A 21,792-nucleotide genomic window follows, 5' to 3' on the forward strand; every position below is an offset into this window, starting at 1 on the left:
CCCGGACGATAACAAAAGAGACCATCACATGAAATTTGTCGTATCCCGCGAGGCGCTACTTAAACCCTTACAACTGGTTGCAGGTGTGGTGGAGCGTCGTCAAACGCTGCCCGTTTTGTCGAACGTCCTTATCGTTTTGAATGGCGATCAACTGTCCTTAACGGGTACAGATCTTGAGGTCGAAATTATTGGTCGTGTGACCTTGGAACAGGCTGGGGACTCCGGTGAAATTACAGTTCCTGCGCGTAAGTTAGTAGATATCTGCCGATCGCTACCAGATGGCTCAAAATTAGAGTTTATCCAAGAAGATCAGCGCATAGTTTTAAAATCAGGTCGCAGCCGTTTCACCTTATCAACACTGCCTGCATCAGATTTCCCGAATGTAGAAGATGCACCCGGTAATTTGCGTTTTAGCTGCGCACAGCAAGAAGTTAAACGTCTTATTGAGCGCACCGCATTTGCTATGGCTCAGCAGGACGTTCGCTACTATTTGAACGGCATGTTGTGGGAAGTTCGCCAAGATCAATTGCGTGTAGTCGCTACCGACGGTCACCGCATGGCCATGTGTACTCGCGCCATTGCAGTGAATGCTCCCGATGTTGTACAAGCTATTCTTCCGCGCAAAGGTGTGTTGGAATTATCTCGTCTTTTAGATGATTCAACGGCGCAAGTAGAAGTGACCTTAAGCGGCAACCATATTCGTGTGACCTCTGTTGATTACACCTTTACCTCCAAATTGGTGGATGGCAAGTTCCCTGAATACGAGCGCGTACTACCGCGCGGTGGCAACAAGGTGGTTATAGGTTCTCGTCTAGAATTGAAACAAGCCTTCGGCCGTACTGCTATTTTGTCGAACGAAAAATACCGTGGCGTGCGTCTTTTATTATCCGATGGTTTGCTGACAATTGTGGCTAACAACCCAGAGCAAGAAGAAGCCGAAGAACAAGTGGTGGTGGATTATTCTGGCGATAGTTTGGAAGTGGGCTTCAACGTAAGCTACTTGCAAGATGTAACCAACGTTATCCAAAACGAAAACATTAAAATCACTTTGTCTGACGCCAACTCCAGCGCCTTATTGGAAGAACCTGAAAACAGCGATTCCTTGTACGTTGTAATGCCAATGCGCTTGTAATGAGCGCATTGAATTCTCTAGTAAAAATCTTTGGCTGTAAGCCATCTTTCCTGTTGGTCGTATGACCTTAAAACGTCTCTTTATCCAGAACCTTCGTAATCTTAACTCGGTAGATGTACAACCATCTCACCGAGTTAACCTTATTTATGGCGAGAATGGTTCTGGAAAAACCAGCATTTTGGAAGCGATTAATGTGCTTGCGTTGGGCCGATCCTTTCGCAGCCATAAGCACAAGCCGCTTATATCTAACGGGCAAAACGCATTTACGATATTCGGAAAGGTGCTTGCGGATGATCAAGCAGAAGTCCCTATAGGCATTAATCGTCAGCTGGATGGAACGGCTAGCTTTAAAGCAAACGGCAATTTGGTGAGCTCGGCTGCAGTCTTAGCTTCATATTTGCCCGTGCAAACTATTAACTCAGACACCTTTTTATTATTGGAAGGTAGCCCAAAGGTTCGTAGACAATTTATTGATTGGCTTGTGTTCCACGTGGAACATAAATTCTTCCAAACATGGAAAGATTGTCAGCGCTGCCTTAAACACCGCAACAGTTTGCTTCGGCATGATAGAATAGATCCCTTTGAATTATCGACTTGGGATCAAGAGCTTGTCGCTCTTAGCGAACAGCTGCATATCTACCGAGCTGAGTGCTTTGAATTGTTTAAAGCAACTTTTTATGAGTTGCTGCAGGAATTTATCAGCGTTGACGGTATTGCCATTGGCTACTATCGCGGTTGGGATAAAGAAAAATCCTATGCGGATGTACTGGCAGCGAGTTTTGATCGTGACCGTCAGCAAGGCTATACCTACATGGGTAGCCATAGAGCAGATCTACGCATTACCGTAAACGGCCAAAACGCGGCGGAAATTTTAAGCCGAGGCCAACAAAAACTTCTGGTATGCGCCCTTAAGATCGCTCAAGGTTATGTGTTCTCGCGTATGACAGGCCGTAAAACCGTTTATTTAATTGACGATTTGCCGGCCGAATTAGACGAGAGACACCGTGATTTGCTCACCCATTGGTTAGATACCATGGAAACACAGGTGTTTATCACTGGGGTAGAGCAGGCGAGTTTACTGTCCTCATGGCAAAACAAGCCAAATACAGAGATTAAAATGTTCCACGTGGAACATGGTTGTGTGACTAATACAGTTTCATAGCCGCAATTGTTTTGAACATATCCTTATACTGCTCAGATTGATTGAGCGGCCTAAGGTACACCGAATAAAAAGTGGAGATTAGCTATGTCAGAAGAGAATACTTACGACTCGTCCAGTATTAAAGTCCTTAAGGGGCTGGATGCGGTGCGTAAGCGCCCAGGGATGTACATTGGCGACACCGACGACGGCTCGGGTCTTCACCACATGGTATTCGAGATCGTGGATAACTCTATTGACGAGGCTTTGGCTGGCCATTGCTCTGAGATCAAAGTTGTTATCCACCCTGACGAAACGGTCTCTGTTAGCGATAACGGTCGAGGTATTCCAACGGATATGCACGAAGAAGGGGTATCGGCAGCGGAAGTTATCATGACGGTTCTCCACGCCGGCGGTAAGTTTGACGATAACACCTACAAGGTTTCCGGCGGTTTGCACGGTGTGGGTGTATCTGTAGTGAACGCGCTTTCTGAGCAATTGAAGCTTACTATCCGCCGTGCTGGCTACATTCATGAGCAAATTTATCGTCACGGTGTGCCTGATGAGCCACTAAAAGTTGTGGGGGAAAGTACAACTACAGGTACTGAAATCCACTTCAAACCTTCGGCTGAAACCTTCACTAACATTGAATTCCACTACGAAATTCTCGCCAAACGCCTGCGTGAATTGTCATTCCTGAACTCAGGTGTGCGCATTGTGTTGAAAGACGAGCGCAGCGGCAAAGAAGAAGTTTTCCAATACGAAGGCGGTTTAATGGCTTTCGTGGATCACTTAAACAAAAACAAAACCACCATCAACAAGATGGTTCACTTCGTATCGCTCAAGCGTGACGACGGTATAGGTGTGGAAGTAGCGCTGCAATGGAACGATAGCTTCCAGGAAAACCTGTTCTGCTACACCAACAACATTCCTCAACGCGATGGCGGTACCCACTTGGCGGGCTTCCGTGCGGCATTGACTCGTGGTTTGAACGGCTATATCGAGCGCGAAGGCTTGGATAAAAAGGCCAAGGTTGCCACCACCGGTGACGACGCCCGTGAAGGTTTGACCGCGATCATTTCGGTAAAAGTGCCTGATCCTAAGTTCTCCAGCCAAACCAAAGACAAGCTCGTATCCTCTGAAGTGAAAACGGCGGTAGAGCAGGAGATGAACGAACACTTCGGCGCTTACCTGTTAGAAAATCCGCAGGAAGCTAAAGCCATCGTCGGCAAAATGATCGACGCCGCGCGTGCCCGTGAAGCTGCACGTAAAGCGCGTGAAATGACTCGCCGTAAAGGCGCGCTGGATATCGCCGGTCTGCCCGGAAAATTGGCGGACTGTCAGGAAAAAGATCCAGCATTATCAGAGGTTTACCTGGTAGAGGGTGATTCGGCAGGCGGTTCAGCCAAGCAGGGTCGCGCCCGTAAAACCCAAGCGATTTTGCCGCTCAAAGGTAAGATCCTGAACGTAGAAAAAGCCCGTTTCGACAAGATGTTATCCAGTGCGGAAGTCGGTACTTTGATCACCGCGCTCGGCTGTGGCATAGGTAAAGAAGACTACAATCCGGATAAGCTGCGCTACCACAGCATCATCATTATGACCGACGCCGACGTGGATGGATCGCACATCCGTACCCTGTTGTTGACCTTCTTCTTCCGCCAAATGCGCGAGCTGATTGAGCGTGGCCATGTATATATTGCCCAACCACCGCTGTACAAAATCAGCAAAGGTAAGCAGGAGCAATACCTGAAAGACGAATCGGCCATGACCGAATTCCTTACCCAAGCGGCGCTTGAAGGTGCAGCGCTCCACGTGAACCCAAGCGCGCCAGCCATTGCGGGCGAAGCTTTGGAGAAGCTGGTGCAGCAATACCGCAAGGTAATGGCGACCATTGAACGTCTGTCGCGTTTGTATCCGGCAGAAGTCTTAGAAAAGATGATTTATATGCCAGTTCTGCGCGCTGAACACTTGGCAGATCAAGGCCACATCCAACAATGGTGTGATCAAATGCTGGCCCGTTTCGCATTGGATGCGCGCGCGGGCAGCCAAAAGTACAACATCGTGGTACGCGAAGACACCGAACGCCATTTGTTCTTGCCAGTAGTGGAAATCATTGCCCACGGCATTTCCAACCACTTCCCGTTCAACCAAGATTTCTTTGGTTCAGGTGAATACGCGTCTATCGTGTCCCTTGGCGAAGCCTTGGATGGCTTGATCGAAGAAGGTGCCTACATTCAACGTGGCGAACGTAAGCAACCGGTTACAGGCTTCGCAGAAGGTCTGGATTGGCTGATGAAAGAATCGCGCAAAGGCTACAACATCCAGCGCTACAAAGGTTTGGGTGAAATGAACCCCGAGCAGCTGTGGGAAACCACCATGAACCCGGAAACCCGCCGCATGTTGCGTGTAACCATTCAAGATGCTATCGCAGCTGATCAAATTTTCACCACCCTAATGGGCGATGATGTTGAACCACGCCGTGACTTCATTGAAACCAACGCCCTCGCGGTAGCAAACCTCGACGTATAGTTAAGGTATGATCTAGAAAAGGCCATAACCTTCTGGTTATGGCCTTTTTATTTGCCCGCGATTAATCTATGTCTTAAAACGAGGTGTTTTTGTCGTTTACCGACATTTGAAACCCGTTAGAGTAAAGCCTCACTCACCTAAAGGAGGTTTTTGCGATGACGATTAAAGTAGCAATCAATGGTTATGGCCGTATTGGCCGCAACACTCTGCGGGCGTTTTATGAGGCGGGTAAACGTCATGATATCCAGATCGTCGCCATCAACGACCTTGGCAGCGCAGAAACCAATGCCCATTTGACTCGCTTTGATACTACCCATGGCAAATTCCCCGGTTCGGTTGCAGTGGAGGATGGCTATCTAGTGGTGGAAGGTGACCGCATTAAAGTGTTGACGGAGCGTGACCCTGCAAACTTGCCTTGGGGCGAACTGGGTGTGGATGTAGTGCTTGAGTGCACGGGGCGTTTCGCCTCTAAGGATAAGGCTTCTTCCCATCTGGCGGCTGGCGCTAAGCGAGTGATTATCTCTGCACCAGCGGGCAAAGAAGTGGATGCAACTGTGGTTTACGGCGTGAACAACCATGTGCTGCGCCCAGAACACCGAGTGATTGCCATAGGTTCTTGCACGACTAATTGCTTGGGTACCGTTGCCAAACCGCTTAATGATCATATCGGGATAGTGGCGGGTTCAATGACGACTGTGCATTCGGTGACCAACGATCAGGTATTGACCGATGTGTACCACGAAGACTTGCGGCGGGCGCGGTCGGCCATGTCGTCTATCATCCCTACCAAAACGGGCGCGGCCAAGGCGATTGGTTTGGTTTTGCCGGAGCTGGATGGCAAGTTGGACGGTTTTTCGATTCGGGTGCCGACCATTGATGTGTGCATCCTGATCCTGAGTTTTATCAGCGCAAGGCCGACCTCAGTCGAGGAAATCAACCAACTGATGAAAGATTCGTCTCAAAGCGGGCCTTTGGTTGGTTTACTCAAAACGAATGATTTGCCGCTGGTGTCGGCGGATTTCCTGCACAACGATGCATCGTCCATATTCGATTTGACACTGACTAAGGTGATGGGCGGCACTCACGTAACCGTTCAGGCTTGGTATGACAACGAATGGGGCTTCGCCAACCGCTTGCTGGATAATGCTGTGGCGTTTGGCAGCTTGCCCTTGGCTTGATAACAGGAGGTGTGAATGCGCGAGATTGGCTTTTTGATTCACCCGAACTTCCAATTGTTGGATCTCAGTGGGCCACTGGCTGCTTTTGAGGTGGCCGGGCGTTTTGCGAGTGAACCTTATCGCATCCACACCATGTCATGCCACGGTGGGGTAATCGCCAGTTCATCGGGGCTGGCGGTTATTACCGAACCCATTCGTCAGGCGCAGTTCGATACCTTTATAGTCGTGGGCGGCAATGGCTGCTTAGAGCCGGAAGCGGTCACGGAACTGGCCGAGGTTACGCAGGTGTGCGCCGCTAAATCTCGCCGTGTCGCTAGCGTCTGCACGGGCGCTTTTGTGCTTGCCAAAGCCGGTTTGCTCAATGGTTTGCATGCGACAACCCATTGGCAGCACGCGAATTTACTGCAGCGGTTATTCCCCAAAATTAAAGTTCATGGCGACCGAATTTTTACCCGCGATGGCGATGTGTGGACATCCGCCGGCGTGTGCGCGGGTATCGATTTGGCTTTGGCCTTGATTGAAGACGACCACGGTCTGGATATAGCGCGAGCAACGGCGCGCAATCTGGTGGTTTATCACCGCAGAACCGGCGGCCAATCGCAGTTTTCCAGTCTGCTGGAGTTGGACGCGGCCTCTGACCGCATTCGCGCGGCCTTGAGTTTTGCGCGAGAACATCTCCACGAAAAACTACCGGTCGAGCGCTTAGCGGAAGTGGCGTGCCTGAGCTCTCGCCAGTTCGGGCGAGCCCTATTTGCCGAAACGGGTGAAACACCCGCTAAAGTCGTGGAGCGTTTGCGGGCCGAAGTTGCGCGGCAAAAAGTCGAAAGCAGCGCAGACCCCATCGAACTTATCGCCATCCAAGTGGGTTTTGTGGACCCCGAACGCATGCGCAGGGCATTTATCCGCTTGTTCCGCCAAACCCCGCAAGAAGTCCGGCGCAACGCGCGCGTTGAAGGACATGTTTAACACTTCTTATCGCCCACATGCGCAAAGTCTGTTGAGATAAAGTCGGGATGACTTTATTTTGGTTTGGATAATAAACAACACAAAAAGGTGATGTTATGCGCTCTGGGTTTGCTTTATCGGCATTGGCCATGTTCTTGGTTAGCGGCTTGGTTGGGTGTAATTCAACCGATTCACCGGTGGCTAAATTGCCCTACGCAGGTTCTACCTGTGTGGTTTCACCCTTGGCGGATGTCGATCATCTACCGGTGATTAACGAGTTACCTAATCCCTTTAAAGGTATGACGGGTAAGCTCATCACCACAAAAAAAGACTGGATTTGCCGCCGGGCGGAAATTGGTGCGCAGGCGCAGGCTTATGAGCTAGGTGTCAAGCCCGGCGTGCCGGAGCATGTGAGCGCTGAGCTGCAAGGCGAGAATCTGGTGGTAAGAGTGGCTGATAAGGGCCATGAGATTAAGTTCACCGCCAAAATTACCTATCCCAAAACGGGCAAAGCGCCTTACCCCGCCATGATCGGCATGGGTGGTTCCTGGATTAATAATGAGGAATTGGCCAAGCAAGGGGTGGCGGTTATCCAGTTCCCTAATAATGACATTGCCGAGCAGCTCAACGGCAGTTCGCGCGGCAAGGGTAAGTTCTTCGAGCTTTACGGTGCGGAACATTCTGCCGGTGCGCTCATGGCCTGGGCGTGGGGCGTGAGTCGGTTGATTGATGGTTTGGAAAAAACGCCCGCAAGCCAAATTAACGCGAGCCGTTTGGGTATTACCGGATGTTCGCGCAACGGCAAAGGCGCCCTGGTGGCGGGCGCCTTTGATGAGCGCATCAAACTGACCATTCCGCAGGAGTCTGGCTCGGGCGGTTCCTCAAGTTGGCGCGTATCTGACGACCAAAAAGCCAAGGGCCAGAATGTACAGACTTCATCGCAAATCGTCACCGAGAACGTGTGGTTTAGCGAAAACTTCAAGCAGTTCAGTCAATCGGCCAATCGCCTGCCTTTCGATCACCACAGCTTGATGGGAATGGTGGCTCCACGTGGATTGTTGGTGATTGAGAATACGTCTATGGAGTGGTTGGGAAACCGCAGCGCTTACACGGCATCGCTTGCGGCCCGTGAAATTTGGCGCGCTCTTGGCGAGGAGAGTAGCTTTGGATTTTCGCAATTAGGTGGCCATAACCACTGCCAATATCCGCAAGCCCAAGTACCTGAACTGAATGCTTTTGTGCAAAAGTTTTTGTTGGATGATGCAAAAGCAGACACGGCGATTTTCAAAAGCGATCAGGAATTTGCGGTTGATAAAGATCGTTGGATCAACTGGAAAACTCCCAAGCTGAAGTAAGCGACAGGCTCCAAAACAGACGATTAGGTGTACATTTTTATAACAAAACACTGTTAAAAATTACAATTTTCTTTCCGGCGGTTTTGAGGCCTTGGTCTATAATCAAACTGTGTTCGCAGCACAATATTTATTAACTGTACAAACGGATTCCAAAAATGAGTGAGAAGAAAGTGGTAAAGGTGATGCTCAGCCAGATTGAAGAAGCTTTGGAAGAGCGCCAGAACAACGATAGACGCAAACAAGCAAAACCTATCCCGGCGAGTGAAGATCGCAGAAAGCAAGACAGAAGATCAGAAAAGAAATAAACCTAGAGCATCAAACCTAGATTTCCAAAACGCCTTTCCGCATACGCTGAAAGGCGTTTTTTATTTAGGGCATAGGCAAGGCGGTATTTACAACTGGCGACTTGAGCACGAACGAGGAATGCACACCGCTCACACCCTCAATGCGGGTGAGCTTGTTGAGCAGAAACTGCTGGTAGGCATCCATGTCTTTCACAATCACCTTTAACAAGTAGTCAGAGGATTGACCCGTAATCAGGTGGCATTCCAGCACTTCCGGGTATTGCGCAACGGTGGACTCAAAGGCGTCGAAGCGCTCCGGCGTGTGTTTATCCATGCTGATTTGAATAAACGCCATCAGCGTTAAGCCGAGCTTGCGAGCATTGAGTAGTGCCCGGTAGCCATCAATCAACCCCGATTCTTCAAGCTGACGAACCCGGCGCAAACAGGGCGAGGGTGAGAGGCTGATGGCGTCGGCCAGCTCCTGATTGGTCATCCGCCCGTTCTTTTGTAACTGTTCCAAGATCAGGCGGTCGTAGCGATCCAGTTCAATAGGCATAGCTATTTCTCATTTGTGAGCATAATAAATCAATATATTGATCTATTGCGGCAGATAATTGCTTAAAATATCCTCAGAAGACAATCTTAGCAATCATCTGCCACGTCTGTCCGCCTATAATTTCAAAACCTGATAGAGGTGTCGCTCGCACACTTCGTGGAACTGGGCCACAAGCCAATGCCGGGCGGAAGAGTTAAGGCGCTACCCGCGCCTTATGACTGCTTCCGTTTGTCCTTGCCAACCCGCAGTGACTTTCACGCATTCTCCTCAGGTACAGCCACCTTTAATCTTACAGTGCGGAGTTCGCCATGATTGCCAATCCATCCACCAAATACCAACGCTTCGTTGGCGTGAGTTTGCCCGACCGCCAATGGCCGAATAACTTTATTGTTAAACCTCCCATTTGGATGAGCACCGATTTACGCGATGGCAATCAGGCGCTAATCGACCCTATGTCGGTTGCAACCAAGCTGCGTATGTTTAAAGAATTGGTAGCAATTGGGTTTAAAGAAATTGAAATTGGTTTTCCATCAGCCAGTGAAATTGATTACAACTTTACTCGCCAGTTGATTGAAGAAAATTTAATTCCCGACGACGTCACCATCGAAGTCTTGGTGCAAGCGCGTTTCGATTTAATTGAAAAAACCGTGCAAAGTTTGCGCGGTGCCAAGCGTGCGATTTTGCACATGTACAATCCGCTTGCACCTGCGTTCCGTAAGATTGTGTACAACACCGATAAAGACGGTGTAAAAAATATTGCGATTCAAGGCACCAAGTGGTGCAAACAATTAACGGAAACAGCACCCGAAGTGGATTGGACTTTCCAATATTCACCAGAAGTTTTTTCCAGCACTGAAATTGATTTTGTAAAAGAAGTTTGCGACGCCGTGGTAGATATTTGGCAACCCACGCCGCAGAAAAAAGTGATTTTGAATTTGCCTGCAACCGTGGAGATGAACACGCCAAATACTTACGCGGATCAAATCGAGTGGATGCACAGAAATATCAACAAACGCGATTCCATTATTATCAGCGTGCATCCGCACAATGATCGTGGCACTGCGGTTGCCGCAGCAGAATTAGCGGTAATGGCCGGGGCAGATCGTGTGGAAGGTTGCTTGTTTGGTAACGGCGAGCGCACAGGTAATGTGGATTTGGTAACGCTTGCGTTGAATTTGTATTCGCAAGGTATTCATCCCGGTTTGGATTTTTCGGATATCGACAAGGTGCGCAAGTTACACGAAGAGTGTACCCAGTTGCCGGTGCATCCGCGTCACCCTTATGCGGGAGAATTGGTTTTCACCGCGTTTTCTGGCTCGCATCAGGATGCCATTAAAAAAGGTTTCGCTGTGCAGAAAAAAGAAGGCTTGTGGGAAGTTCCCTATTTGCCTATCGACCCTGCGGATTTAAACCGCAGTTACGATGCAGTGGTGCGTGTCAACGCGCAGTCTGGTAAAGGTGGTGTGAGTTTCTTGTTGCAGCAAGAAGCCGGTTTGCAATTGCCGCGTCGTTTGCAAATTGAATTTAGCGCAGCCGTGCAAAAAGTGAGTGATGCAACGGGTAAAGAAGTGAAGAGTGCAGATATCGTTAAAATTTTTAACGACGAATACTTTTCTGTTACAACCCCCATTACTTATCAATCGAGCAAATTCACCGAGCAGGATGATACACACCAGGTTGATATAGTGATTCACGCACAGCACAAAAACGAAACCGTAAACATCAGTGGCAGCGGTAACGGCCCCATCGATGCAGCGGCCCATGCGATTAGCCAATTTATCGGGGCAGACGTGAACGTTATTGATTATCACGAACACTCAGTGGGCGAGGGTTCGGATGTTGCTGCCGTGACTTATGTAGAAGTTAAAGTAAACGGCAAGGCCGTGTACGGCGTAGGCCAAGATCGCAACATTATTACTTCAGCAGTGAAGGCGCTGATTAATGGTGTGAATCGCAGTGGCTCTATTAGCTAAGGCATTTAGATAGTTTTATTGTTAAAGCGCGGCCTCGTTTCGGGGTCGCGCCTTTTTTTGCCCGCAATTCCTGTGCTTTAACAAGCGCTTCACAAATTTAAATCCGCTTCTCTGAATCCAAACTGCCACAAGTCGCGTCCAAGAAGGTAAGACTTAAAGCTCAACTTCAATTTAGCTTCCCATATTCAGGGTCGAGCCGGTTGTGGGAATTTATAGCGCTGACACTTGTCATGTCTTTGTTAACGAACGTAAAGAAATAAGAAATGCGCCAAATAGTGATTTAGCTTGGCAATCTGTCATCTGCATCCTTAAGTGAACGGACTATGATCAAACTGCATAACATCCATAAATACTACCACTCCGGCGAGCAGCCCTTACATGTGTTGAAGGGAATCGATCTGCATATTCGCGAGGGCGAGTTGGTATCTATTATGGGTTCTTCTGGCTCGGGTAAATCCACCTTGTTGAACATTCTGGGTATTTTGGATAGCCATGATGAAGGTGAATATTTTCTCGCTGGCCGCGAAATCAAACATCTCAAAGAAAAAACCGCAGCCAAGTTGCGCAATGAATTGCTCGGTTTTGTTTTTCAATCGTTTAATTTGCTTCCCTTTAAAAACGCCACTGAAAACGTGGCTTTACCACTGTATTACCAAGGTGTTGGACGCAAGGAACGCAATTATCGCGCCGCGCAGTATTTAGAGATGGTGGGCCTAGATCATCGCGCAACTTTTATGCCGAATGAATTATCTGGCGGCCAAAAACAGCGTGTCGCGATTGCACGAGCACTGGTAACAAAACCAAAAGTTATTCTTGCCGACGAACCCACTGGTGCTTTGGATAGCCAAACCACTCAGGAAGTGATGACTTTGCTAAAAGACGTTCACCAAATGGGTAACACCATCGTGATCGTAACTCACGAACAAGATATTGCCGATCAAACCCAACGCCAAATTATTCTGAAAGATGGATTGATTGTCGCAGGTAAACAAAACGCGCTGCATGCTGAGCACGCAGACAGCATTTCGGGTTAAGCATTATGTTCGACGGCTTACAAGAAATACTCTACAGCTTGCGGCAAAACAAACTCAGAACCGTGATTACCGGCTTCGGTGTGTTCTGGGGAATTTTCATGCTCATCTTAATGCTTGGCTCCGGTCAAGGCATGCGTAACGGTATAGAGCAGGGCTTTGGTACGGTTGCAACAGATACAATTTCATTTGTCGGCGGCGTTACCAAAGTTGCCTATGCTGGAACAAAAATAGGTTCCAGCATTCGTCTCACACAAGAAGATGCAAGTCTTATTCAAAATACATTTCCCTCCGTTCGCTATGTATCTGTTGAAAATAGCAAAGGTGGTGTACAGGTTGCGCGCGACAAATCAACGGGGAGTTTTCAGCTTTCTGGCGTAGATGAGCAATATTTTCTCATTAAAGAAAAACTACCGATTTTAGCGGGAAGAAAACTCAACGAGCTCGATCATCTTGAGCGTCGTAAATCTGCCGTTATAGGCAAGCCTGTTGCCGAGCGTTTGTTTGGCGATGTGAATTCAGCGGCAGGTAAAGATATAAAGCTCAATGGCATTTTTTTTAAGGTTGTTGCTGTTTTTGATGATGACGACAACATGGGCATGGCGGCAAATCGAATTTACATTCCGCTTTCAACCTTTAAAACCGTATTTCGTTATGACACCTACGCCGACACGGTTTATGTGCGGCCTAAATTCGGTGCTGACGGTATTGTCCTCGAAGAAAAAATTTTAAAAATGCTCAAAGAGCGGCACAAAGTAGCGCCAGATGATAACCGCGGAATTGATTCCATGAATCGCGCTAAAAATGTTGAGGGTTTAAACAAGGTTTTCCTTGGCATCAATACGCTTATTTGGTTCGTGGGAATTGGAACGCTTATGGCGGGCATTGTTGGCGTAAGCAATATTATGATTATTACCGTGAAAGAGCGGACACGCGAAATTGGTATTCGCAAAGCATTGGGCGCAACACCAAAAGGGATTGTCGCAACCTTGATTATGGAATCTATTTTGGTGACAACAGTTGCCGGATATATAGGTCTTGTATTAGGTGTCGGCTTGTTGGAGCTCGTGTCTTTTGTGCTTGAAAAAGCCGGCGGAAAGATGATGTTTTTTAAACATCCCGAAGTCGATTTCGGTGTGGCTGCAACCGCCATCATTATTCTTGTCAGCGTCGGTGCTGTAGCAGGTTTTATCCCAGCATCACGCGCAGCCCGTGTATCACCCATCGAAGCCATGAAGCAGGAATAAATAATGTTTTTTGATTTGGATAAATGGCAAGAGATCTGGTTTTCGTTACGCAAGCACAAACTGCGTACGTTGCTTACGGCATTCGGCGTTTTTTGGGGAATATTCATGCTCAGCTTGCTCATAGGAGCGGGTAGGGGTTTGGAAAACGCATCAACCGAAACACTTAAAAAAATGCCGAATGCAATTTTTATCTGGATTCAAAACCCCACGCAAATGGCGTTTCAAGGTAAGCCCCTGGGTCGTTGGATTCAGTTTAAAGACGAAGATATTCGTTACCTGAAGCAAAGACTTGAAGGTGCTGAAAATATCTACGCACAAAATAGTGTGGGGCGTTGGAGTGGATCGCCGGCCTATACCACCTATAAAACGAACAGCGGTAGTTACTCCATTGAAGGTTCATATCAAGGCCTGGAGTCCATGCATCAGATTGAAATGATCGAGGGGCGAGGTTTCAATCGAGCAGATGAAACTGAACGGCGCAAAGTTGTCATTATTGGTAAAAAAGTAAAAGAAAATTTATTCAAATCAGGCGAAACGGCCATTGGAAGTTTCGTGAACGTTGCCGGCATTAACTTTCAGGTAGTGGGTATTTTTAAAAGCAGTAACGTAGGCTCAGATGGGTCGGATACCGAAAAGCTCTATATGCCCAATGCGTCCTTACGCTACTCCTTCAACCAGCTATCGTGGATCGGAAGCATTTTAATTATCCCCAAGCCTGGGTATGACGCTTACGCAATTCAAGACAAAGCCATTCAACTTTTAGGCGAACGTCATCAATTACACCCCAAAGACAATTCTGTTTTTGGGAAATTTAACATGCAACGAATCTTTGACCAGGTTTATGGCTTGTTCACAGGCATTAGCGTGTTCAGTTGGATTGTTGCCATTGGCACCATTATGGCGGGAGCCATTGGTGTGAGTAACATCATGCTCATTGTTGTAAAAGAGCGTACGCGCGAAATTGGTTTACGCAAAGCGCTAGGCGCAACGCCGTTCTCTATCGTCATGATGATTATCCAAGAATCTTTAGCGGTAACCATTCTCGCGGGTTATTCCGGTTTGGTCGTGGGTGTTTTCTTTCTAGAGCTCGTAAATAAAGTGTTATCCATGAGCGGCAACGACATGTTTAAAAACTTATCCATGGATTTACACACGGGAATTGTTGCCCTAACCGTTTTGGTTACTGCAGGTCTTGTTGCTGCGTTGCTCCCAGCGTCCAAAGCGGCAAAAGTGAATCCCATACTTGCGTTACAAGATGAATAATTTTTTATTAATTGGAATTAAACGATGAAAAAGATATTTAAATACGGATTTCTAGCATTGGTTCTGTTTGTGTTTGTTGGCACGGCCGTTTTCCTTGTCAAAAAATCTCAGGCAAAACCAGAGGTATACACTACAGACACACCCGTAAAAACAACAATCGTTAAGAAAACAGTGGCCACGGGTAAAGTCATTCCCCGCCGCGAAATCGAAGTTAAATCGCAAGTATCCGGTGTGGTGGAAAAAGTTTACGTCGTTGCCGGTCAAACGGTTAAAAAGGGCGACATACTGGCAAAGATTACCTTGCGCCCTAATATGCTCAATGTGAACTCAGCAGAATCACAATTACAAACGGCAAAAATTAATTTGCAAAATTCGGAGATTGAATACAACCGTCAAAAACGCTTGTTCGCCCAAAAATTAATTTCTGAATCTGAATACAACAAATTCCTCGTGTCTTATAACTTGCAACGTGAAGCGGTTAATAATGCTGAAAACTCCTTGCTACTTTTGAAATCTGGCGCGACCAAGAACTCCGACAAGGTATCAAACCTGATTCCAGCGACAGTCGACGGAATGGTGTTAGATGTACCTAACAAAGAGGGCGCATTTATCGTTGAATCCAGTACTTTCCAATCAGGTACCTCGCTTGCCATTCTGGCCGATATGAACGATATGATTTTTGAAGGTTTGGTCGACGAATCTGAAGTCGGAAAATTAAAAGAAGGTATGGAGCTGGTATTGAACATTGGCGCTCTTCAAGGCAAACCTTTCAGTGCAGTCTTGGAATATGTGTCTCCTAAAGGTGTAACAGATCAAGGCACCATCAAGTTTACGATTCGAGCGGCCGTTAAATTAAATAAAGATTTATTCCTTCGCTCAAATTACAGCGCTAATGCTGATATTGTGTTGGACAAAAAAGAAAATGTTTTGGCGATTAACGAGGGAAATTTAATTCTGGAAGAAAAAGCCAGTTTCGTTGAAGTGGAAACAGCGCCACAGAAATTTGAAAAGCGCGAAGTGAAAACAGGTATATCCGACGGCATTAATATCGAAATAGTGTCTGGCTTGAAAGCGACAGATAAAGTTAAACATCGCTAATCCTTATACACCCCAAAAAAAGCATCGCCTCGGCCGATGCTTTTTTTATGCCCTTCAGACCGCTATCATGGGTCATCCCACTGTTAACTCCCTCAGGATTGCCCATGAAAAAGTTATGCGTCTTAGCTCTTAGTCTCCTCACTTTGCCGGCGCTTGCGGATAACGAGCGCGGCTTTTATATAGGTGCAGGTGTAGCCAGCATTGATGATTTGCAAGACGGCATAGATAACCTTAGTCGTATTCGCGCAATGGAGCTTTTTGGCGGTTACAAATACAACGCCGCGCTTGGTGTAGAGCTGCGTTTAGGTAATGGCCAAACTACAGGCGAAAGTAAGAGTTATTTCGACACAAATGGACAATTGCAAAACGGAAAGCTGGAGCGCGACATTGGCAGCTATCAGAGTATTTACTACAAACCTGAATTGGTGAACGACGAAGCCAAGCTTTATGCGTTGCTGGGCTATACCCACCTTAATAGCTCCGGCAAAACCTTTGACGGAGCCGGCAAGCTAGTGAGTAGTTCCGATGATTCGGCGTCCGGCTATTCTTACGGCTTGGGTGTTGGCTTCGTGATTAATGAGCATTTCAACATCAACATCGAATATAAAAATATCTGTGAAGAAATCAGCCGCAAGCCAAATCTGGCGAGTGTAAATATCGATTACCGCTTCTAATAATGCTCTATCTGGCTGGCCAGCACCTCGCTGGCCACTCACAAAAGATTACAGATTCCCACCCGGTTTGGCGGTATAACTAGCGTGTTATGCGTAAAGGGCTAGGCCATGATTATCAAACCATGTATCAATTACCGAATTTTTGCCGTTATAGGTCTGCTGATATTCCAATTGGCCAGCTCCTCAAGCTGCCGTGCAGAAGACGATGAGTCGCGCTGGCAATTTAGTGTTGCTCTTGGTCTTGGAGTACGCACTAATCCTGTTATGGATAACAAAGATATTCCGCTGTTAGTCCTTCCTCAGTTCAGTTATCAGGGTGACCGATTTTTTATCCAGAATTTGGATCTAGGTTTTAGGCTAGCGGAAAATAATACGCAGGCGCTCAATTTATTGGTCACTCCCAGTTACGATCAAATTTTTTTCAATGAATGGGATATTTCAAATTTTGTTGATCGCTCCTCACTGGGGAATATGTCCGCCGCTGTAAAAGATAGCCCCTCACGAGAGGACAACAATCGCTCAATAGATAAAAGTCGCTTGCACGATCGCGATATGGCAGCCCTGGCGGGGTTGGAATACAACCGAAGTATTTACGATCTGAATGTTCAGCTACAGGCTTTCCACGAAGTGACAGGTTATTACGATGGAAACGAGCTTCGTTTAGGCTTGAGCAAAGATCTGGGGCTTGGCAAGCACGATGTAAAATTAACAATCGGTGCTAATTGGCAAGACTCTGCAACGATTAATTATTTTTACGGTTTGCCTGAGAAAGATTCTCCCGGAAATTTTTCTTACAGACCTATGGCGGGCTTAACCGGTTTACTGCGCTTTGATTGGTCCTATGAATTGGACGAGCATTGGAGCTTGCGATTTTTTACTAGCTATCGCCACTTGAGCCATTCCATTTCAAACAGTCCTTTGGTTACCCAGAATAATGTGATTACAGTATTTGCTGGGGGGGTGTACCATTTTTAAAGGAAAGTCGCTCGCCATAATAAGCATAATTGGCTGCACGGTTTTGATCGATCACAGGTGTTTCGCTGATAAAGCGCCCGCCGTGGAATTTACAATGAAACCAAATATTTGTGTGCTGTCAGAAGCTGAGACTCAGTGTCGCGATTTGCTGACGGCAGAATGGAAAGCGCATAACAATCAAAATTATTCGTTATGTTTATATCAACAAGCGAGTAAAACGCCAATTGAATGCTGGGAAAATGTAAACGCGGGCAAAGCAGAATTTAATCAAGTAATTGCAACAACAACTGTTTTTGAATTACGTGAAATGAATAGTCAGACTTTGTTGGCACAGCAAGCCTTTCAAGTAATTAGTGCGCAAAAGAAATTTCAGCGTTCCCGTCGCAACCCATGGAGCTTTTTCTAAACGAGAATCAAAATGAAAAATCATATCTTGCTGGTTGAAGATGATCGCCGCTTAGCAGATTTAGTCAAAGATTATCTGGAAGCTAATGAATTTATCGTAACGGTTGAAGGCAATGGCAATCGAGTTTTGCGCCAGTGCCAACAATTGAATCCAACTTTAGTGATTTTGGATTTAATGCTGCCCGGAAAAGATGGCTTAACTATTTGTCAGGAGTTACGCCCCCAATATCGCGGTCCCATTTTAATGCTCACCGCACGCAATGAAGATATCGATCAGGTTTTAGGTTTGGAATTTGGTGCGGATGATTACGTGATAAAACCGGTAGAGCCCAGGGTTCTGTTAGCGCGTGTGCGTGCTTTGATGCGGCGTTATTACCAACAGGACAGCGTTGAGCAGGAAAATTTGGTTTTTGATAAATTATTAATTCAACCGACTGCCCGTAAAGTCCAGCTGGATGGTCAAGATATAAATTTATCCAGTCACGAGTTTGATTTGTTAGTCGCACTGGCAAAACATGCCGGACAAGTTATTGGTCGCGAATATTTGTTTAATCAAATCTATAACCGCGAATACGATGGTTTAGATCGCACCATTGATGTTCGCATTTCCCAATTGAGAAAGAAATTATCTGACAATCCAGAAAATCCAACCCGCATAAAAACCATTTGGGGAAAAGGCTATCTTTTCGTCGCAAATGCGTGGAGTTAAATAATGAACCGCGCTTTTGTGTCGCTGTATCTGATAATTGCCTTATCCATTCTATTATTGGGCGCAATGCTCAATAAATTCTGGGACGAAATCAATCCACCGCTAGCCATAGATTCTACGGTAGTGGACCTGTTAAATGTTTTAGAACAATCGCTGCAAACACAAGCGCAGAATAGACAAGCGGCCTTGGAAAATCTTTCAGCCAAACATCATTTTAAAGCCAGCTTGATCTCGCTCTCTGATTTTTCAAAAACTTCATTAGTGGAAGAAATTAAACGTGGCGATGTTGTTGCCGCTTCGGATTCGCATACCAACTATTTTTATAAACGTATCCATGATTCAGACGAAGTTTTGATGCTTTCATATGCAACGGAACTTAGTAGACATAGCGAATTATATGTTCTGTTTATTGTGGTCTTTTATGGCGCAATTGCAGTGGTCATCTTTTTATGGGTGTGGCCTTTGACGCGGGATTTATCGCGCTTAACGCAACATGCGCAGCAAATGGGTGGCGAGTCGCAGCAGACAAGCATTGCTATTTCTTCCCGTTCCATTCTTTATCCCTTTGCCAAGGTTTTTAATTCCATGGCGAAGCGGCTTGACGATATTTTGCGTTCGCAAAAAGAAATGACGCTCGCGGTGTCCCATGAATTGCGTACGCCTTTAGCGCGAATGAAGTTCGCTTTGGCGATGACAGAAGATCAACATCTTTCACCGAGTTTGCTGCGCCAAATGTCCAGTATCAAACGCGATATTGCTGAGATGGAAGCGCTGATCAATTCTTTTCTCGCATATGCTGCGTTTGATCCTCAGTCACAGCAATTAAATCAACGTGAAGGACACATTCAGGATTTGGTTCAAGAAGTTGTGGGCCGCCTTACAAATCATATTGAAGGGAATATTGAAGTTGAGATTGCAGACAAGACTAACGGATTAGTTATGAAGTGCGAATGGTCACTCATGCAAACGGCGATTCAAAACCTTATTCACAACGCCTTGGATTACGCTAAAAGCAAGATTAGGGTTGGTCTAGAGATTCAAGATGATGATTTTATTATCTCTGTCGAAGATGACGGCCCCGGTATAGCGAAGGAAGATCAGGAGCGAGTTTTCGAAGCTTTTGTTCGTATTTACAGTGACATACCGAACAGAACCGGATTCGGACTTGGGCTAGCTTTGGTCAGGCGGATCATGGATTGGCATTCTGGTGTCGCAATCTGTGGTCGCTCTCAGCTCGGTGGCGCTGCATTCACGCTAAAATGGGCCCGCTAGGTGGATTTCAGTAATTAACTCCCGCAGAGATATAGCGCATTTGCTGGAAAATCGGTGCGGGTTATAGTTCAAAGTTGTAACCGCAAAAATTCGGCGGATTTATATGCCAAATATTTGAAGGTAAACCTTGGATTTGGCTTAAATAGCGCTTTTCTTGGTGTTTAAGAGCAGCTACTATAGCCCCGTTTTTTAGGAGGGGTAGCGCGTCTGCCCATGCATAAACCAAAAATAACCTAAAAAATTGTCAGAGTTTGTTAATAAAGTCTTAATCGCCGGTTAACCTAGCTATACTGTTAGCCACTAAGGCTCGGGCTTTAGGCGCTTACTCCGTGAGATTGTGGATACAACTGCCAAAATATCGGGTTTGTTTGTACTGCGATGTCATTTTTTGCAGGTGAAATTCAGAAGGTGGCAGCTAAGTTATGTCATATCACGTCAAGAAAAGTGCGGGACAGCGCTCTACGGGTTTAATTATCGTAGTCGTATTCCACGTACTGCTAATCTGGGGTCTGGCCGCTGGCCTTGACCGCGAAGTTGTAAAAAACGCAATTGAAATCCTTAAGGCAGATGTTAAAGAGGAAGAAATCGTAAAAGAGGAACTTCCACCTCCACCTCCGCCAGAGGTAAAACCACCACCACCAGATTTTGTTCCTCCGCCATCGCTTGACTTTGTTCCTGATGCACCTGCACCAGCAGCTATTCAGAACGTTCAAAGAACAGAGAAAAAAGTTGAAGCTCCGGTAAACCAAACCAAGGCGAAAGTGGGGCCAAAAGGTCTTTCCAAGCCTGAATATCCCGCTGCGTCTATTCGTTTAGGTGAAGCTGGTACTACCTGTCTCAACCTCTACATAGGCGAAGACGGTAAAGTTCAGGATGCTCAGATTTCATGTAGCAGTGGTTCAACAAGACTTGACGAAGCCGCGCAGAAACATGCAATTCGCTCTTGGAAATTTATTCCTTGTATGGTTGGCGATAAGCCTGTTGCATGCTGGAATCCAATTAAATTCACATGGAGGATTGAGGACGCCAAGAACTAAGCTTTTCGCTTAGGTCTCATGTCACTCAATCACAAAAAATAGATCTTTAAATTTACGTTAACTGCAGGGTTTGAAAAATGTTAAAAAAACTTTCATCTGTTTTAATTCTAGCGTTGGCTTTAGGTGGTCAGCATTTCCTCGTTAGTTCAGCTTTCGCTCAAGACACCGCTGCCCCAGCTGCTGACGCTGCTCCAGCTGCCGACGCTGCCGCCCCAGCTCCTGAAGCTGCTGCTCCAGCTCCAGCAACTGATTCTGCAAGCGCAATTGACTCAGCTAACGAAAGTACCGCTGGTGCGGAAACACCTTACGGTATGGGTAAATTGTGGAAAGAAGGTGACGCGGTTACTAAAACCGTATTGATCCTTATGATCATCATGTCAGCTTCTACTTGGTACATTGCTGCTATCAAGTTGATGGTTCAATCTAAACTGTTCAGCCAAGCTACTGAAGCCCGTAAAGTATGGGATGCTAAGAGCTTGCAAGACGGCGTTAATAACCTCAAAGCAGACAGCGCTTTCCGTGCAGTAGCTGAAGATGGTTTGAAAGCTGTTAAACAACACGACGCTAACAAGATTGATTTGGAATCTTGGGTAAGCATGTCAGTACAACGTTCAATTGCTAACGTAACTAACGATTTGCAAGGTGGTATGGCTGTATTGGCAACCGTAGCTTCTTCTTCTCCATTCGTAGGTTTGTTCGGTACCGTATGGGGTATTTACCACGCGTTGATCGCAATTGCTCAATCTGGCCAACCATCAATCGATAAAGTTGCTGGTCCAGTGGGTGAAGCTTTGATCATGACTGCAATCGGTTTGGGTGTAGCGGTTCCTGCGGTATTCCTCTACAACTGGTTGGTTCGTCGTAACAAAGTTGCCGGCGAAGCATTGAATGCTTTCGGTTCAGATGTTCACGCATACCTCGTAGTAGGTGTTCGTGGCGGCGACAAGTAATTTTACACTAACGGTTTAATACCTGATGACTAATCCAGACA

General features: G+C 46.7%; 20 protein-coding genes. 19 read left to right on the top strand and 1 reads right to left on the bottom strand.

What is annotated here, in order from left to right:
- Positions 1 to 28 precede the first annotated feature (28 nt).
- The 7 genes from dnaN to U1F02_RS09205 all read left to right on the top strand — a co-directional run bounded on the left by dnaN (position 29) and on the right by U1F02_RS09205 (position 8,582).
- Positions 29 to 1,132, top strand: coding sequence for a DNA polymerase III subunit beta (gene dnaN / locus U1F02_RS09175; RefSeq protein ID WP_409990082.1), 1,104 nt, complete (start codon positions 29 to 31; stop codon positions 1,130 to 1,132).
- Between the two features lie 61 nt (positions 1,133 to 1,193).
- Positions 1,194 to 2,294, top strand: coding sequence for a DNA replication/repair protein RecF (gene recF, locus U1F02_RS09180; RefSeq protein WP_409990083.1), 1,101 nt, complete (start codon positions 1,194 to 1,196; stop codon positions 2,292 to 2,294).
- A gap of 84 nt (positions 2,295 to 2,378) precedes the next feature.
- Positions 2,379 to 4,799, top strand: coding sequence for a DNA topoisomerase (ATP-hydrolyzing) subunit B (gene gyrB, locus U1F02_RS09185; protein ID WP_409990084.1), 2,421 nt, complete (start codon positions 2,379 to 2,381; stop codon positions 4,797 to 4,799).
- A 155-nt stretch (positions 4,800 to 4,954) separates the two neighbouring features.
- The gene (gene gap / locus U1F02_RS09190; protein ID WP_409990085.1) at positions 4,955 to 5,977 is read left to right on the top strand and encodes a type I glyceraldehyde-3-phosphate dehydrogenase; all 1,023 of its coding nucleotides are present in this window, start codon (positions 4,955 to 4,957) and stop codon (positions 5,975 to 5,977) included.
- A gap of 15 nt (positions 5,978 to 5,992) precedes the next feature.
- A complete protein-coding gene (locus tag U1F02_RS09195) occupies positions 5,993 to 6,943 on the top strand; it encodes a GlxA family transcriptional regulator (RefSeq protein ID WP_409990086.1) in 951 nt (316 codons plus the stop codon).
- A 95-nt stretch (positions 6,944 to 7,038) separates the two neighbouring features.
- Positions 7,039 to 8,277 carry a dockerin-like protein gene (locus U1F02_RS09200; RefSeq protein WP_409990087.1) on the top strand — a complete coding sequence of 413 codons (1,239 nt, stop codon included), beginning with the start codon at positions 7,039 to 7,041 and terminating at the stop codon, positions 8,275 to 8,277.
- A 155-nt stretch (positions 8,278 to 8,432) separates the two neighbouring features.
- On the top strand, positions 8,433 to 8,582 hold the full coding sequence (locus tag U1F02_RS09205; RefSeq protein WP_409990088.1) for a hypothetical protein: 150 nt from the start codon (positions 8,433 to 8,435) through the stop codon (positions 8,580 to 8,582).
- A gap of 64 nt (positions 8,583 to 8,646) precedes the next feature.
- On the opposite strand, the gene U1F02_RS09210 is transcribed toward U1F02_RS09205, so the two are convergent.
- Entirely contained in the window at positions 8,647 to 9,117 is a 471-nt protein-coding gene (locus U1F02_RS09210) for an Lrp/AsnC family transcriptional regulator (RefSeq protein ID WP_409990089.1), read from the bottom strand.
- A 308-nt stretch (positions 9,118 to 9,425) separates the two neighbouring features.
- Between U1F02_RS09210 and leuA the strand changes: the two genes are divergently transcribed.
- From leuA to U1F02_RS09270, 12 genes are all read left to right on the top strand, one after another.
- Positions 9,426 to 11,090 carry a 2-isopropylmalate synthase gene (gene leuA / locus U1F02_RS09215; protein ID WP_409990090.1) on the top strand — a complete coding sequence of 555 codons (1,665 nt, stop codon included), beginning with the start codon at positions 9,426 to 9,428 and terminating at the stop codon, positions 11,088 to 11,090.
- Positions 11,091 to 11,413: 323 nt separating this feature from the next.
- Complete coding sequence (locus U1F02_RS09220; RefSeq protein WP_409990091.1) at positions 11,414 to 12,124, top strand: ABC transporter ATP-binding protein; 711 nt, start codon at positions 11,414 to 11,416, stop codon at positions 12,122 to 12,124.
- A 5-nt stretch (positions 12,125 to 12,129) separates the two neighbouring features.
- Complete coding sequence (locus tag U1F02_RS09225) at positions 12,130 to 13,368, top strand: ABC transporter permease (RefSeq protein ID WP_409990092.1); 1,239 nt, start codon at positions 12,130 to 12,132, stop codon at positions 13,366 to 13,368.
- 3 nt (positions 13,369 to 13,371) lie between these two features.
- Positions 13,372 to 14,631 carry an ABC transporter permease gene (locus U1F02_RS09230; RefSeq protein ID WP_409990093.1) on the top strand — a complete coding sequence of 420 codons (1,260 nt, stop codon included), beginning with the start codon at positions 13,372 to 13,374 and terminating at the stop codon, positions 14,629 to 14,631.
- 24 nt (positions 14,632 to 14,655) lie between these two features.
- Positions 14,656 to 15,729, top strand: coding sequence for an efflux RND transporter periplasmic adaptor subunit (locus U1F02_RS09235; RefSeq protein WP_409990094.1), 1,074 nt, complete (start codon positions 14,656 to 14,658; stop codon positions 15,727 to 15,729).
- Between the two features lie 104 nt (positions 15,730 to 15,833).
- The gene (locus U1F02_RS09240; RefSeq protein ID WP_409990095.1) at positions 15,834 to 16,403 is read left to right on the top strand and encodes a porin family protein; all 570 of its coding nucleotides are present in this window, start codon (positions 15,834 to 15,836) and stop codon (positions 16,401 to 16,403) included.
- Positions 16,404 to 16,511: 108 nt separating this feature from the next.
- On the top strand, positions 16,512 to 17,378 hold the full coding sequence (locus tag U1F02_RS09245; protein ID WP_409990096.1) for a MipA/OmpV family protein: 867 nt from the start codon (positions 16,512 to 16,514) through the stop codon (positions 17,376 to 17,378).
- Positions 17,379 to 17,472: 94 nt separating this feature from the next.
- Positions 17,473 to 17,784, top strand: coding sequence for a DUF3019 domain-containing protein (locus U1F02_RS09250; protein WP_409990097.1), 312 nt, complete (start codon positions 17,473 to 17,475; stop codon positions 17,782 to 17,784).
- Positions 17,785 to 17,796: 12 nt separating this feature from the next.
- Entirely contained in the window at positions 17,797 to 18,492 is a 696-nt protein-coding gene (locus tag U1F02_RS09255; RefSeq protein WP_409990098.1) for a winged helix-turn-helix domain-containing protein, read from the top strand.
- A gap of 3 nt (positions 18,493 to 18,495) precedes the next feature.
- A complete protein-coding gene (locus U1F02_RS09260) occupies positions 18,496 to 19,764 on the top strand; it encodes an ATP-binding protein (RefSeq protein ID WP_409990099.1) in 1,269 nt (422 codons plus the stop codon).
- A 422-nt stretch (positions 19,765 to 20,186) separates the two neighbouring features.
- Entirely contained in the window at positions 20,187 to 20,801 is a 615-nt protein-coding gene (locus U1F02_RS09265) for an energy transducer TonB (RefSeq protein WP_409990100.1), read from the top strand.
- A 77-nt stretch (positions 20,802 to 20,878) separates the two neighbouring features.
- Complete coding sequence (locus tag U1F02_RS09270; RefSeq protein ID WP_409990101.1) at positions 20,879 to 21,751, top strand: MotA/TolQ/ExbB proton channel family protein; 873 nt, start codon at positions 20,879 to 20,881, stop codon at positions 21,749 to 21,751.
- The last annotated feature ends 41 nt before the right edge of the window (positions 21,752 to 21,792 follow it).

The sequence above is a fragment of the Cellvibrio sp. genome (assembly GCF_046347455.1).
In the GTDB taxonomy this organism is placed as follows: Bacteria; Pseudomonadota; Gammaproteobacteria; order Pseudomonadales; family Cellvibrionaceae; genus Cellvibrio.